This window comes from Anaerostipes stercorihominis, assembly GCF_057535655.1.
This window is the reverse complement of the sequence record NZ_BAAJCL010000010.1, coordinates 82412-98091: the sequence shown is the minus strand read 5'-3', so window position 1 is coordinate 98091 and position 15680 is coordinate 82412. Positions and strand designations below refer to the sequence as shown.

General features: G+C 42.0%; 12 protein-coding genes and 1 other annotated feature. Of the genes, 9 read left to right on the top strand and 3 right to left on the bottom strand.

The window, feature by feature from the left end; all coding sequences use genetic code 11:
• Positions 1 to 38: 38 nt before the first annotated feature.
• Positions 39 to 389 carry a YaaA family protein gene (locus AC27EF_RS10085; protein ID WP_487110628.1) on the top strand — a complete coding sequence of 117 codons (351 nt, stop codon included), beginning with the start codon at positions 39 to 41 and terminating at the stop codon, positions 387 to 389.
• Positions 390 to 493: 104 nt separating this feature from the next.
• On the opposite strand, the gene AC27EF_RS10080 is transcribed toward AC27EF_RS10085, so the two are convergent.
• Together AC27EF_RS10080 and AC27EF_RS10075 are read right to left on the bottom strand one after the other, a co-directional pair.
• Positions 494 to 1360: a phosphoribosylaminoimidazolesuccinocarboxamide synthase gene (locus AC27EF_RS10080; protein ID WP_487110625.1), complete on the bottom strand. Its 867-nt coding sequence runs from the start codon at positions 1358 to 1360 to the stop codon at positions 494 to 496.
• Positions 1361 to 1392: 32 nt separating this feature from the next.
• Positions 1393 to 2787, bottom strand: a complete 1395-nt coding sequence (locus AC27EF_RS10075; RefSeq protein WP_487110624.1) for an alanine/glycine:cation symporter family protein — start codon at positions 2785 to 2787, stop codon at positions 1393 to 1395.
• 106 nt (positions 2788 to 2893) lie between these two features.
• Here AC27EF_RS10075 and AC27EF_RS10070 point away from each other — a divergent pair, with 106 nt between their 5' ends.
• Positions 2894 to 3838 (top strand): tRNA dihydrouridine synthase, encoded by a 945-nt coding sequence (locus AC27EF_RS10070; protein WP_487110623.1) that lies wholly within the window; start codon positions 2894 to 2896, stop codon positions 3836 to 3838.
• Here AC27EF_RS10070 and nox read toward each other — a convergent pair.
• Positions 3835 to 5208, bottom strand: coding sequence for a H2O-forming NADH oxidase (gene nox, locus AC27EF_RS10065; protein WP_487110622.1), 1374 nt, complete (start codon positions 5206 to 5208; stop codon positions 3835 to 3837). The genes AC27EF_RS10070 and nox overlap by 4 nt on opposite strands.
• Positions 5209 to 5368: 160 nt before the next feature.
• Here nox and AC27EF_RS10060 point away from each other — a divergent pair, with 160 nt between their 5' ends.
• From AC27EF_RS10060 to aspS, 7 genes are all read left to right on the top strand, one after another.
• The gene (locus AC27EF_RS10060) at positions 5369 to 6100 is read left to right on the top strand and encodes a GntR family transcriptional regulator (protein ID WP_487110621.1); all 732 of its coding nucleotides are present in this window, start codon (positions 5369 to 5371) and stop codon (positions 6098 to 6100) included.
• Between the two features lie 178 nt (positions 6101 to 6278).
• On the top strand, positions 6279 to 8048 hold the full coding sequence (locus AC27EF_RS10055) for a class I mannose-6-phosphate isomerase (protein WP_487110620.1): 1770 nt from the start codon (positions 6279 to 6281) through the stop codon (positions 8046 to 8048).
• Positions 8049 to 8058: 10 nt separating this feature from the next.
• On the top strand, positions 8059 to 8829 hold the full coding sequence (locus tag AC27EF_RS10050) for a glucose-6-phosphate isomerase family protein (RefSeq protein ID WP_487110619.1): 771 nt from the start codon (positions 8059 to 8061) through the stop codon (positions 8827 to 8829).
• A 33-nt stretch (positions 8830 to 8862) separates the two neighbouring features.
• Entirely contained in the window at positions 8863 to 10533 is a 1671-nt protein-coding gene (locus AC27EF_RS10045; RefSeq protein ID WP_487110618.1) for an alcohol dehydrogenase catalytic domain-containing protein, read from the top strand.
• Positions 10517 to 11623: a mannitol dehydrogenase family protein gene (locus tag AC27EF_RS10040; RefSeq protein ID WP_487110617.1), complete on the top strand. Its 1107-nt coding sequence runs from the start codon at positions 10517 to 10519 to the stop codon at positions 11621 to 11623. The genes AC27EF_RS10045 and AC27EF_RS10040 overlap by 17 nt, the downstream gene beginning before the upstream one ends.
• A gap of 14 nt (positions 11624 to 11637) precedes the next feature.
• The gene (locus AC27EF_RS10035; protein WP_487110616.1) at positions 11638 to 13497 is read left to right on the top strand and encodes a PTS fructose transporter subunit IIABC; all 1860 of its coding nucleotides are present in this window, start codon (positions 11638 to 11640) and stop codon (positions 13495 to 13497) included.
• 5 nt (positions 13498 to 13502) lie between these two features.
• Positions 13503 to 13726 (top strand) — a binding site (T-box leader).
• Between the two features lie 130 nt (positions 13727 to 13856).
• Positions 13857 to 15602: an aspartate--tRNA ligase gene (aspS, locus tag AC27EF_RS10030; protein ID WP_487110615.1), complete on the top strand. Its 1746-nt coding sequence runs from the start codon at positions 13857 to 13859 to the stop codon at positions 15600 to 15602.
• The last annotated feature ends 78 nt before the right edge of the window (positions 15603 to 15680 follow it).

Here is a 15680-nt window from a genome sequence, read left to right as displayed (position 1 = left end):
ATACGATTTATTGAAAATGGTCATGTTTATTTTGTACTATTTATATTCTAACACCAACGCTGTATCGCTTCTGGGAAAAAGATCTCTATGAAGAACTGTATCAAAAAGGAGATCTTGTGGTGAATCTGGCGTCAGAGGAATATGCAAAAACCATCCGCAGATACCTAAGACCGGAAGATCCTTTTCTGGATGTGGAGTTTTTAACTATGAGAAACGGAAAATTAAAAACCATTGTGGCGTGGGCAAAGATGGCGAGAGGTCAGATGGTTCGGTATATCGTGAAGAACCGCATAGAGACACCGGAACCGCTGAAAGAATTTCAATGGGATGGCTATCGGTTTGAACCGTCACTTTCTCATGGGAAAAAATATGTCTTTACAAAAAGTTAAAAACCGAAGAAGGAAAGTGAGAACTTTTCCATATCATAACAAAAGGTGTTCAGCGGAAAATCCGCCGGACACCTTTTTGCAAAAGTAATATCTATAAGTTTATGTTAAAGCTTTTCACCAGTCAAAAGTTCGTATGCCTGCAGGTATTTTTGGATGGTTTTGTCAACGATATCCTGAGGAAGCTTCCAATCATGGTCATTTTGCTTCAGCCAGTCGCGGGCAAACTGTTTGTCGAAGGAAGGTTGTCCATGACCTGGTTCATAACCCTCTGCCGGCCAAAAGCGGGAGCTGTCTGGAGTCAGCATTTCATCCCCAAGAACAATCTCTCCATTTTCATCTAAACCAAATTCAAATTTTGTATCGGCAATGATAATGCCGCGGCTCAAAGCGTAATCTGCGCATTTTTTATAAAGAGCAATGGTATAGTCGCGAAGCTTTTCTGCGTATTCCTGTCCTTTTCCAGGAAATTGTTTTTCCAACACATCAATGCTTTGCTCAAAGGAAATATTTTCATCATGATCGCCAAGCTCTGCTTTGGTAGACGGTGTGTAAATTGGTTCCGGGAGCTTATCAGATTCCTTTAATCCTTCCGGAAGCTGAATTCCGCATACCGTTCCATTATCCTGATAGCTTGCCCAGCCGCTTCCGGTAATGTATCCGCGCACAATGCATTCAACCGGCAGCATTTCTAACTTGCGGCACATCATGCTGTTTCCGTCAAAACGATCCTGCTGGAAAAATTCCGGCATATCTTTGACATCGACAGAAAGCATATGATTCGGAAGAATATCTTCTGTCATATCAAACCAGAATTTAGACATTTGTGTTAAAACGGTTCCTTTTTTTGTGACATCATTTTTTAAGATAACATCAAAACAACTGATGCGATCTGTTGCAACCATGATCAGGCTGTCGCCATTGTCATAAATCTCACGGACTTTGCCTTCTTTGATTGGTTTCATTTCTTTCATTATTTTTACCTCGCTGATTTGTAATTAAAAAGTTATGGGAGCACCTTTTTTGAAAAATATTCTCTCACCAGGCGGGCAACCGTTCCCGATAACAGGAACAGGGCAATCAGGTTCGGAATGGACATCAAGCCATTAAAAGTTTCTGCAATACTCCAGAGCATGCCGAGATCAACAGTAGCGCCGAGAACAGCTACCAGAGAGTAGACGACCATAAATGGTTTGATTATTTTCACAGAGAACAGGAATTCGATGCAGCGTGCCCCGTAAAGACCCCATCCAATGATGGTAGAAAAAGCAAAGCAGCACAGTGCAACCGCTGTAAAAACAGAAATCCAGTTTCCGTAAGTTGCAGTAAATCCTGATATTGTAAGTTCTGCACCGGCATCAACACCGTAGGTAATTGGAACCTGACTGCATAAAATTACAAGGGCAGTCATCGTACAGATAAGGATGGTGTCAGTGAATACTTCAAAGATACCGAATAATCCCTGTTTTACCGGTTCTTTGGTATCTGCACAGGCGTGTGCGATGGAACCGGTACCAAGACCGGCTTCATTGGAAAAAATTCCTCTGGCAACTCCTTTTTTCATGCTCAGGAAAAAGCTTCCGACCAATCCTCCGGTGACAGAAGAGGGATGGAACGCTCCGTTAATTATAGAATACAAAACTTCCGGGACTTTTTCAATATGAAAAATGATCACTCCGAGAGATAAAAGAATATAAATAATTGCCATAAACGGAACGAGTCGTTCTGTAACCTGTCCGATTCTTTTGACGCCGCCCAAAAGGATCAATCCCACAAGAACGGCACAAAGAATGCCGATGATCAGATTGCTTGCAGGGAGTGCCGCATCAGAAATGAGGTCAAAATTTAAAAGAGCGGAGTTCACTGCAGTGGTAATTGTGTTGACCTGGGTTGCATTTCCGGTTCCGAAGACAGTTAAGATACCGAAGGCAGAAAAAAGATATGCAAGCCAGTGCCAGCGCTTGCTCAGACCGTTTTTGATGTAATACATTGGTCCGCCAACGTAATCTCCCTGAGGATTTCGTTCTCTGAAATGAACAGCCAGAGTAACTTCCGAAAATTTAGTACACATTCCAAGAAATGCAGAAACCCACATCCAGAAAACCGCACCGGGACCGCCTATGGCGATGGCGCCGGCAACTCCTGCAATATTTCCTGTACCAACGGTTGCAGCCAAAGCCGTACAAACAGCTTGAAATGGGGTCATGGAACCTTCGCGGGCAGTTTGCTTCTGGAAAATTCGTCCGATGGTTTCTTTGAGCGCATAGGGAAATTTACGAATCTGGAGAAATCTTGTCCGAAAACTTAATAAAAGTCCGACGCCGATAATACAGACCATAGCGGGAACTCCCCAGATAAAGTTATTGACAGTATCATTGATTGATTTTATGATTTCTAACATAGAGGAACCTTTCTAAAGTGTTCTATTGATAGATCTGCAAACACAGATACATAAGGGATCATAGCATATTTTCCCAAAAAAGTACAGACATCGGAGGATAGAGAAAATGAAGTTTTACTTTGCGCCAATGGAGGGAATTACAATTTATCATTATCGAAACGCCTATGAAGAATGTTTCGGAGAAATTGATAAATACTTTACACCATTTCTTATGCCCAACGGCAGGAGAACCTTTCGGACAAGAGAGCTCCTGGATGTTTTGCCGGAAAATAATCCGGGAATTCCTTTGGTTCCTCAAATACTGACAAAGAAACCGGAGGAATTTGTAAAAGCTGCAAAAGAGCTGAAGATCATGGGATACGATGAGATTAATTTGAATGTCGGCTGTCCGTCCAAAACAGTGGTTTCCAAAGGAAAAGGATCTGGTTTGTTAAAAGATCTGGAAGCGCTGGATGTTTTTTTGACAAAGATTTTTGACGCGCTGGATATGAATATTTCTGTGAAGACAAGGGTTGGAATGGCGGATCTTAAAGAGTTTGAAGAAATTTTAGAAATTTATAATCGGCATCCGCTGCATGAATTGATCATTCATCCGAGGCTTCAGAGAGAATTTTATAAAGGGAAGCCTCATTGGGATTGTTTTCAGAAGGCCACTGCCATCAGTCGTCATCCGCTGTGTTACAATGGGGATATTGTAACAGCGGATGACTACAAACACCTGACGGAACAGTTTCCGGATTTGAAATGTGTTATGATTGGCAGAGGCTTATTAAGAAATCCATCCCTGATTGGATGGATTCAAAGAGGAGAACCTTTGTCCAAACGAAAGCTGAAGGCGCTGCATGACAGAGTCTATGAAGCATATGGGAAGTCTTTATCCGGCGAAAAAAATATTTTGTTTAAAATGAAAGATTTTTGGAGCAATCCTGTGACAATTTTTACAAATTATGAAAAATACGAAAAGAAAATTCGTAAGTCTCAAAATCTCAGAAGCTATGAAAAAGCTGTGGAATCGTTATTGGAGGAACAGGAAATTCATCTGTCAGTCTAGGATTCCATTGTTTGATCCGTCTTGGAGGATCCATCCTGAGCTTTGAGAGCTGCCATTGTAATATAGTTATAGGGCTGATTAAAATGGGGAAGGAAAAACAAATCAAAAAGTTTCAAGTTATCAATGGTTACATGCTCCTGAATTGCCATCGAGAACAGATGAATCGCCATGGAAATGTCATATTCAGAACACAGCTGGGCGCCGAGAATACGGCGGCTTTTTTTATCGTATACAATCCGTATGGCTACTTGATAATTTTCGGTTTCCATAAAGCTGGCTTTTTGATAATCTTCATAATCTGCAGCCGCGGCATCATAGCCAAGCTTTTTTGCTTTTTTTAGAGATAATCCTGTGCTGACCATTTTGAGATCCCAGATACTAATGCCGTTGGAACCTTGTACTCCCGGAGATTCTATGCATGTGCCGCAGGCGTTGTGTGCAGCGATCATACCGGAGCGGACTGCATTGGTGGCAAGGGCGATGTAGTCTGTTTGCTGTGTGGCATTGTTATAAACGGTGGCACAGTCTCCGATGGCATAGACATCCTTCACACTGGTCTCCTGTTTTTGATTTACCAGATAGGCGCCATTTTGGAATTTTTCCAGAATGCCGTCTCCGAGCCATGTATTTGGACGGAAACCAACACAGAATACAGCCAGATCAGTAGCATAAACATTTTGATTTGTAATCACTCTCTGTACGGTTTTGTTTCCTTCCAATCGTTCGACATTTTCTTGAAATGCCAGATGAATTCCATGAGAACGCAGCTGTGTTTCCATTCTTCGGGAGAAATCGGCATCATAGTAGGCTGAGAGACAGGTGGAAGCAGAGTCGATTAAGGTGACTTTTTTTCCATTTCTCGCAAAAGCCTCGGCAAGTTCTACGCCGATGTAACCGGCTCCGATGACGGTAACATTTTGAATTGCCGGATTTTCTAATTTTTTTATGACATCCTGGGCATTTTGATATAATTTTACAAATTGAACATTCTCAAGGTCCATTCCCGGGATTGGAAGGGAGGTAGGAATGGAGCCTGTAGCAAGAATCAGTTTATCGTAGCATTCTTCATAATAATCTCCGGAGGAACATTTTGCTTTGACAACCCTGCGGTTAAAATCAATGGCGTTCACACGGGTATTCATATGAACAGCAGCGCCTTTTTGCTCCAGCAGTTCTTTATTTGAATAAAACAGTCCGTCCGGACCGGAAATTTGACCGCCAATCCAAAGAGCCATGCCGCAGCCTAAAAAACTGATATTAGAATTGGCATCAAATGCGGAAACTTCTACATCTTTATAAGTATCAAGGATTGTATTTAAAGCAGCCGTACCGGCATGGTTGGCGCCGACGACAATAATTTTTTGTGACATTATTATAATTCTCCTTTTCTAGATCTAAAGAGAGTATTGCCGGATTTTTCAAAAAAATACAGAGCATTTTTGGGTACTGAAAAATTTCTTTGACGTTTTTTGTTATAATGTTATAATATAGATAACGGCAATGTGAAAGTACAGGAGGATTTTGCACAATATGGGAAAATATGATTTGAAAAGCGGAAAGGGTGAAAATCCGTTATATGCACAGATCAAAGAGATTCTGTTATCGGAGATTGAATCCGGCGTTTATAAGGATAAGATTCCTACAGAGAAAAAACTTCAGGAATTATTTCATGTCAGCAGAATTACGGTTCGCCAGGCGCTGGATGAATTGGTAAGCGAGGGATATTTGATTCGGGAACGGGCAAAAGGAACTCGGATTCTAAAAGAAAAGATTACGGAAAATCTGAATACATTAAGTAATTTTACCAATGAGATGAAGCAGAAAAAAATTGAATATACAATACATTCCATCAATATTTCCATCGAGAAAGCTTCCAAACTTGTTGCAGAAGCTTTAGGCATTGAAGAGGGAAAGAATGTTTATTTGCTGCATCGTGTATACTATATTGACGGAGAACCTTTCTGCAGTTTGAGCAGTTATCTTCCGTCCGCTTTAAACTTAAGTGTGGACGAGGAAGTTTACCGGGGGTCTTTGTATGAATATCTGGAACGGGAGAAAGGGATTGTGGTCAGCAAATCCTACGAAGATATTGAAGTTGGATTTGTTGACAAAGAAATTAGTGAGGATTTAAAAATTCAGCAGGGAACAGCAGTGTTGCTGCGTTCCAGAAGATCTTTTGATCAGAATGGAAACCATGTGGAATATGTGCGTGCATATTATAAAGCGGATAAATACAAGTATTCGTTGGTTTTGACAAAATAAAGAAGAAAAGAGATTGTCAGTGCGACAGTCTTTTTTTTGTGTGATATAGGAAAGTTCTGACTTTCCTATATCACAAAAACGCTCCTCTCTTATTTTTAAAAAATCTATTGACAATTATTTGTCATAACATTATAATGAAATAAAAATAAAGGTTATAACAATATGATGTATAAGGAGGATGAAAATGTATTTTCAGGGAAGACAGGCAAATTATGATAAGTATCCGTGTCTGGAAATAAACGATATGGAAGGAGAGGCGTTTGAAAATGCGGATTCTGTCATCAGAGAGTTACATCAAAAAATAAAAGATCTGGGAAAAGAGAAAACAGTTGTTGTTTTTGATTATTATCATGGGGTCCGACAATCCGAAATTGAGATGATCATCCAAGGACTCTATCCGGATGAAACAATTTTTTGTGAAGAAGCGAAATGGGAAGAAGAAGTCCTGAAACTAAAATTAGAATATAACATTACAGATGACAGAGTATTTGGCGTTTTAGGAACACAAGGGATGGAAGATTTTTATGATGCGTCCAGAGTTGAAGAACTGCGTCAGAAGATCGAAGCGTTTGACTGCGGTTTGATAGTAGTTTACGGAATCGGGGCGGCGCTGTTTACAGAAGCAGATTTGTTGGTGTACGGAGATATCAGCCGATGGGAGATACAGCTTCGATATCGAAGTGGTGAACTGGATAACTGGGGGGCTGGAAACTATGAGGAAGAGATTCTAAGAAAATACAAACGCGGCTATTTTGTAGAATGGAGAATGCTGGACCGTCATAAAATGAGTATTTTTGATCAGATCGATTACTTTTTGGATATGAATCAGACGAACCATCCGAAAATGATGACCAAAAAGGCTCTGAATGAGATGCTTCGGCAATTTGCAGCAAGACCGTTTCGGCTGGTTCCGTATTTTGATGAAGGGATTTGGGGCGGCAGATGGATGGAAGAAGTATGTGGTTTAAAGAGAAAGGAGCATAATTTTGCATGGTGTTTTGACGGGGTCCCTGAAGAAAATGCGATTTGCGGAAAATTCGGCGATGTGACCATTGAGATGCCTGCCATAAATTTGGTAAAAAGGAAACCAAAGGAACTGCTGGGAGCCAAAGTGTTTTCACGTTTCGGGGCAGAATTCCCAATTCGTTTTGATTTTCTGGATACCATGGGCGGAGGAAATCTGTCGCTGCAGGTACATCCTTTGACAGAATATATCCAGCAAAATTTCGGGATGCATTATACTCAAGATGAAAGCTATTATATTTTAGACGCCGGAGAAGGGGCCTGCGTGTACCTGGGAGTGAAGGACGGCGTTACAGAAGAAGATTTGATTCCGGCATTAAAACGGGCAGAAACCGGAGAGGAAATATTTGATGATACCAAGTATATTAATAAAATTCCGATTCAGAAACATGATCATATTCTAATTCCGGCAGGTACAATTCACTGTTCCGGAAGTGAGGCAATGGTATTGGAAATCAGCGCCACCCCTTATATTTTTACGATGAAATTATGGGATTGGGGCAGAGTCGGTCTGGATGGCAAACCACGTCCGATCAATGTAGACCGGGGGGCAGATTCCATTCAATATGACAGAACCACCGACTGGGTCAAAGAGCATTTGGTAAGTCCTGTCAAAACTTTGGAGAAAACCGAGCATTGCACAGTAGAACAGACCGGACTGCATGAATTGGAATTTATAGAAACTACGAGATACTGGTTTGATGCAAAACAGAAATTTTTCTGTGAGGAATCGGTAAATGTGCTGAATTTGATTGAAGGGGAAGAAGCAGTTGTGATTTCTACCGACGGAAGTTTTTCTCCGTATATTGTACATTATGCAGAAACTTTTGTGATACCGGAATGTGTAAAAGAATATGAGATTGCACCGTACGGAAGATCCGAAGGAAAAAAAATTGCAGTGATCAAAGCCAGAGTCAGAGGATAGGAGGAGAAAAATGAACGCAGGATTTCCGTTGAAAGCAGACACAGAAGCCATGGAATTTATTTATGGAGACGGCGTGTTTGGACCTAAAACAGAAAAAAGAAAATTGGATGATATTCGGAAAAGCTTAAGCAACCCGCAGGTAGAAGGGCCAGAGTATGTCTATGCTGTTGCAATGGATGTGGGAAAGGAGGAGCATCAGGAAGATTTAAAAAAGCGAAATTTATTATACGGCGCTATGATTTTTGGAAGCGGAATCCTTGGAGAGGAACCGATTCGCAGTCAGGGGCATATTCACGCGATTTCTCCTTCCTGTCAGGCGTCTACCTGTGAAGTTTATGAAATTTGGCAGGGAGAGGCATACATTTACATGCAGGAAAGTGCAAAAGATAATCCGGGGCGTTGTTTTGCTGTTCATGCCAAAGAAGGGCAGGTTGTTATTGTACCGCCTGGATGGGCGCACTGTACGATCAATGCGGATCCAATCAAACCGATGCTGTTCGGAGCATGGTGTGTCAGAGACTATGGGTTTGAGTATAAGGAAATCAGAGAGCACGGAGGTGTTGCCTATTTTCCGAAGGTAAAAGATGAAAAAATAGTATTTGAACCCAATCCATCCTATCATACTTCAGATTTTAAAATTGTGGAGGCGCGCAGTTACCCGGAATTTCATCTGACAGAGGGAGTTCCGATTTATACGCAATATGAAAAAGATCCGGAATTGTTTGCTTTTGTTACAAAACCGGAGACAGTGAAAGACATCTGGGAACATTATGAACCGTAAGGCGGCAGACAAAAAATCGGAAGGGAGAAGCTTATGGATGGGAAAAATATGGTCTGGTATTATCACGGAGATGGAATTCAGTCTTTGGGGACCAACGGAGAGCCGCAAATCAGAGAGATGGAATCTCCCGGGAAAGATGAGATACTGGCAAGAGTGGACGCATTGGCGCTTTGCGCATCGGATATTAAAATGATGCGGATGGGAAATGAATATCCACTGTTTCAAGACCGTGATTTTGAAAATGCTCCGGCAGTTTTAGGGCATGAATTGTCATTGACGATTGTGGAAGTCGGGGAAAATTTAAAATCACGGTGGAAACCGGGAATGAGGGTCGGAGTGCAGCCGGATGTCTATATGAATTCTGTCCGGTACTGTATGGGAGTCAACACAGATGGGGGAATGCAGCAATATGTATTATTGAAAAAACCGATCTTTTATTCCGATCAGGGAGAAACCGTATTTCCGGTAAAAGAAGATTTAAGCTATGCGTCGGTGGCGCAGCTGGAGCCAAACGCCTGTGTGGAAGCTGCTTATCGAAGATGGGGAAGAGAAGATTTTAAGCCAGAGGGAGCGCTGCTTCTTTATATCGGGAACGAGGGGGATGAATCTTTTGTTCTTGATAAGGATCTTTGTCATTCAAAGATCTCAGCGTTCATCAAGGGAAAAGCAACAAAAGAATATCCTGAAAATATGAGATGCTTTTCATCTTTGGAAGAGGCAGTTCTATCTGCGGAACATGGATTTCATGATATTTTGATTCTGGGAAACATCGAGGATCAGGAATTGGAGCTGATCCTTGATCATATGAATTCTGATGGGCTGTTTTGTTGGCTTCCGTCTGCTGTCACCGAGCAAAAAGTGCAGGTGGATATTGCAAAAGTCCATTATGGAAAAATCAATTGGCTTGGAACAAATACCAAACGTCTTTCCGATGGATTTCAAAAGGAAAAGCAGAGACATGAGCTGAAAGAAAACGGAAAAATGCTGATTATGGGCGGAGCAGGCGCTATGGGGAGAATCCACACACTGAGGGCGCTGATGATGGAAAACGGACCGAAACTCATTGCTGTAACGGCAAGGGGAATGAATCGCTTGGAATCATTAAAAGAAGACTTTGCACAGATTGCCGCAGAACATGGAAAACAATTAGAGATTGTGGCAACCAGTGAGAAAGGATGGGAGGAACGACTGTATGCTCTTTGCCAAGAGGATGGGTTTGATGACGTGATTGTATCGGCTCCGGGAGTGGAACCGGTGGAGATGGCAGTGCCGTTTTTGAAAAAAAATGGAATGCTTGTTCTGTTCTCCGGGACAAAATACGGCAGCTATGCCCATCTTCCAATCGGATATACAGCGAGCTTTTGCGGAAGAATCAATGCCAGCAGCGGATCTGCTGTGGACGATGAAAAGCAGGTATTGAAAAAAATAGAAAAAGGACAGTATCGGCTGGATCAAAATGTGATGGCTGTGGCAGGCTTCTATGCCTTAAAGGATGCCGTCCAGGCGGTTGCCTGCGGAAGATTTCCGGGAAAAGTCATTGTGTATCCGCAGCTTACTAAATTGCCATTAATCCCTGTAAAGGAAATGGAAACGTATGATGCAGGAATGAAAGAAGTCACGCAGAACGGATGGAACTTGCAGGCAGAGCAGCGGCTTTATGAAATCGAAGGGAAAGGGGCGTTATGTCATGGACGAAAAAAATAAAGTGGTCCACTTTGGATGCGGAGCACTGGGGAGAGGCTTGGTGATTCCTTTGCTGACGGAAAGCGGGAAAGAGGTTACTGCGGTGGATACCAATGAGACGGTCCTGGAAATTTTGAAGGAACAGAAAGGATATGATCTTTTGATTTCCGATCAGGGAATCCTTCGACATATTCCGGTAAGATGTGCTGTTTCTTCAATTACGGAAGGAGAATTACTGCAAAAGGAACTGCGAGAGACATCTGTAATTACCACATCGGTAAAGAGGGAAAATTTAAAGTACCTGGTAAAACCTATTTTAGAGGCATGGGGACAGGAAGATGGCACAGGGAAACTGATTATCTGCTGTGAAAATGTGGAGCATGCAGGCACCTGTTTTCAAAAGCTTTTGATGGAACAGGCGACGGAGAAACAAAAGGAAAATGTAAAGAAGTTTCAAATTCCAAATACCATAGTAGACCGGATTTGTTCGATGGATTCAGAAGCCGGTTCGGTGGTCAGTGAAAGTTTCTATGAATTAAGTGTGGATCAAAGAGTTGTTCCAGAGACAAAGATCCGCCAAATTGACAGCGTTGATAATATTGAAGGGCATTTTTACCGGAAAAGATATTTACTGAACTCTTATGCGGATGCAGCGTCATTTCTTGCAAAAAAATCAGGATATCATTATCTCTATGAGGCAGTGACAGATACAGAAATTGAGAGAACCATGCAGCCATTTATGGAGCTGTTAAAAAGTCTGCTTCATGAAACTTATCATATACCGGAAGAAGAGCTGGAACAATGGCAGACGATTTACAAACGAAGACTTTCCAACGAAAAGATACCAAGAGAACTTTCTACGGTGGCAAGAAATTTATGGGGGAAATTGGCGCTGGAAGAACGCTTCGTGAAGCCTCTTCTTCAACAAAAAAAGAACGGACATGATATTACGGACGGGTTATATTTTATCAAAACATTGATAGGAACAGAAACAGAAATCGAGGAAATGCCAAAAGATCAGGTACTTCAGAACTTAGAAACACTTTGGGGCATCAATGAAGAAGGAAGCGCTTTATTTCAGGAGTTTTCTGTGATTTATAAAGAAAAATAGGAGGAAAGCAGCTTATGGAAATGATTCGGAAAGAAAATATATGTATTGTGGACGACATTCAGGATAAAAAAGAATGTTTTCACCGTCTGGCATTATTTTTAACAGAACGTGGAGAAATAAAATCGGGAGAAGAAGCCGTTGTAGAACAGGGACTGTGGGAAAGAGAGGGTTTATCTCTGACAGGAATCGGAAATGGGGTGGCGATTCCCCATGTAAAAAGTAATGTGGTGAAGCAGCCAACGGTTATTTTTTTCAAATCCAGGCATCCGATTCATTATGAAGGTCTGGAAGGGAACGAGGTTTCTCTGATATTTATGATTGCGGTACCGGAACATGCAGGAGAAGAGCATTTGAAATATCTTGCAGCGCTTTCCAGGAAGTTGGTAGACGAGGAGTTTGTAGAGCAGCTGAAAAAAGCAGATACCGTTTTAAAGCTTTATGAAATTCTAAAAAAGCTGGATGAAAAAGGAGAAGAAACGATGGAGAGAGCGGAAAAGAAGAGGAAAATACTGGCGGTTACCGCATGCCCAACCGGTGTGGCTCATACCTATATGGCTGCGGAGAATCTTGAAAAAGCAGCAAAGCAGATGGGAATGGAAGTAAAAGTAGAAACCAACGGACAGTCCGGTACGCAGAATCTTTTAACAGAGGAAGAAATTCGAGGGGCAGACGCAATTATTGTGGCAGCAGATACGAAGGTGAAAACGGCAAGATTTAATGGGAAAAGAGTTGTGTTTGCTTCGGTGACTCAGGGAATCAAGGAGCCGGAACGATTAATTGAGCGTGCATTAAAGGCGGAGCTTCACAGAGAAACAGAGGATGACGCCGAGATGGTGACACCAAAACGGGGAATTTATACGCATTTAATGAGTGGAGTATCCAATATGCTTCCTTTGGTTGTAGGCGGAGGAATTTTGATTGCAATCTCTTTTCTGTGGGGAATCAATTCTGCCAATGCGGACAGTGAACAATTTCATCAGATTGCTGCATGGATCAAACAGGTAGGAGATGCGTCCTTTGGCTTAATGCTTCCGATTTTAGCCGGATATATTGCATATAGCATTGGGGATCGCCCGGGGCTGGCGCCGGGCTTGGTTGGCGGAATGTTATCTTATAACGGCGGAAGTGGTTTTTTGGGAGCATTAGCGGCAGGATTTCTGGCAGGGTATGTAGTATTGGGATTAAAGAAACTTTTTTCCGGTCTTCCAAAATCTCTCGACGGATTAAAACCCGTTCTTTTATATCCGCTGCTGAGCATTTTTCTTGTGGGAATGGCGATCGTAGTTGTTTTAAATCCTGTAATGTCCCAAGTGAATGTGGTCATTACCAATTTCTTAAATAATTTGGGCGGCGCCAATCGAATTCTTCTTGGCTTAGTACTCGGTATGATGATGGCTGCCGATCTGGGAGGTCCGATCAATAAAGCCGCGTATGCCTTCTCTATTGCAATGCTGGAATCAGGCAATTATGAGATTATGGGGGCGGTTATGACCAGTGGAATGGTGCCGGCAGTGGGCGTAGCGCTGGCAACCAGTCTTTATAAGAAGAAATTTACAAAAGAAGAACAAAATGCGGCAAAAGCCAACTATATTATGGGATTATCGTTTATTTGTGAGGGGGCGATTCCATATGCTGCGGGAGATCCCAAAGCGATCATTCCATCGCTGATCGCAGGAGCAGGACTGACCGGAGCGCTGTCTATGGCATTTCATGTGGGAGTTCCGGCTCCGCACGGAGGAATTTTTGTTCTTCCGGTAGTACAAAATATCGCAATGTTTTTGGTAGTGATTGCAATCGGAGTTGTTGCAACCGCGCTGCTGATTGGATTATTGAAAAAAGATCTTGTTGACAAAAGCGATTTATCTAACGTATAATAGTTCAATAGGCAATGACGGAGAGAAGTAGCATAACTTATCGTTCCCAGTGAGCAGGAGACAGTGGAAACCCTGTAAAGTGAATTTATGTGAAGAACACTCCTGAGCATCAAGCTGAACGCTGTTAGTTATTAGGTGCGACGTACGTCTGGCGTTAACAGACACACGAGAGAGACTGTGAGAACAGTAAATCAGGTGGTACCGCGGATAGTATCAGTCCGTCCTGAAATTTAATTTCAGGACGGACTTTTTTTATAATATATAGGAAAATAAAAACTTTCCTATATATTATAAAACGCTTTGCTGCATCGTACTGCCTTGAATATTTGAGAATTGAATTTGAAAAAAGGAGAAAGAAAATGTCAGAGATGTACCGGACAAGAACCATGGATCAGATTTCCCAACGTGATATCGGATCTGAATTAAGGATTGCCGGATGGGTAGAAAATATCCGGGATCATGGCGGAGTATCTTTTATTGATTTGCGTGATATGTATGGAGTGATGCAGGTAGTTCTTAGAGATACCAGTCTGCTTGCGCATGTAAGAAAAGAAGAATGCTTGTCAGTTAAAGGTATGATACAGCATCGAGATGAAGAAACTTATAACCCGAAGATTCCAACGGGAACCATTGAGCTGGAAGCTCACAAAATTGATATTTTAGGAAAAGTTTACAGAGATCTTCCTTTTGAGATTGCAACATCCAAGGAAATTCGTGAGGATGTGCGTCTGAAATACCGTTATCTGGATATGAGAAATAGAAAGGTAAAAGAGAATATCTTATTCCGTTCAAAGGTCATTCGATTCCTGAGGGATAAAATGGAGGAACTGGGCTTTGTGGAAATTCAGACACCGATTCTTTGTGCGTCGTCTCCGGAAGGAGCCCGCGATTATGTAGTTCCATCCAGAAGATATAAAGGAAAATTTTATGCGCTTCCTCAGGCGCCGCAGCAATACAAACAGCTTTTGATGGTATCAGGAATTGATAAATACTATCAGATTGCTCCGTGTTTCCGTGATGAAGATGCCAGAGCAGATCGCTCTCCGGGAGAATTTTATCAGTTGGATTACGAGATGAGTTTTGCAACACAGGAAGATGTGTTTAAAGTCGGAGAAGAAGTATTAACAGCGGCATTTAAAAAATTTGCACCGGAGGGAAGTCATATTACGGAAGCGCCATATCCGATTTACAGCTATAAGGAAGCGATGCTTCGGTTTGGCACAGACAAGCCGGATCTTAGAAATCCTCTGCGAATTCTTGATGTCACAGAGTTTTTCCAGAGATGCAGTTTTAAACCTTTTCATGGGCAGACGGTACGTGCCATCAACGTACATGCGAAGCTTTCCAAAGGGCAGCATGAGAAGCTTTTGAAATTTGCACAGTCCATCGGTATGGGTGGACTTGGATATCTGGAAGTCAAGGAAGAAATGAAATATAAAGGACCGATAGATAAGTTTATTCCGGAAGACATGAAAACAGAATTGGCGGAATTGGCAGGACTTCAGGAAGGAGACACCATCTTCTTTATTGCTGCGCCGGAAAAGGCAACTTGTATCTATGCCGGTCAGATTCGTGACGAATTGGGAAAACGTCTGGATCTATTAGAGAAGAATGCATACCGTTTCTGCTATATCAATGATTTCCCGATGTATGAGATTGATGAAGAGACGGGAAAACTTGGCTTTACGCATAATCCGTTTTCTATGCCGCAGGGGGGATTGGAAGCGCTGAATACGAAAGATCCGCTGGAATTGCTGGCATATCAGTATGACATTGTCTGCAATGGAGTCGAGTTATCTTCCGGAGCTGTGCGGAATCATGATATGGAAATTATGGAAAAAGCATTTGAGATTGCCGGATATCATAAAGAAACCTTAAAAGAGAAATTTGGCGCGTTATATAATGCATTCCAGTTTGGAGCTCCTCCTCATGCAGGAATGGCGCCGGGAATTGATCGTATGATTATGCTGCTTCGCAATGAAGAAAATATTCGTGAAGTGATTGCATTCCCGATGAGTGGAACGGCACAGGATTTAATGTGCGGAGCGCCCAATGAAATTACGGAACAGCAATTAAGAGAAGTTCACATCAAGGTAAGAGACTAGAAATTATAAAGAAAACAAGGAGTTACAGATTAAAGCGGCGGAATGCTTTGACTGCAACTCCTTTTTATTTGTGATAGT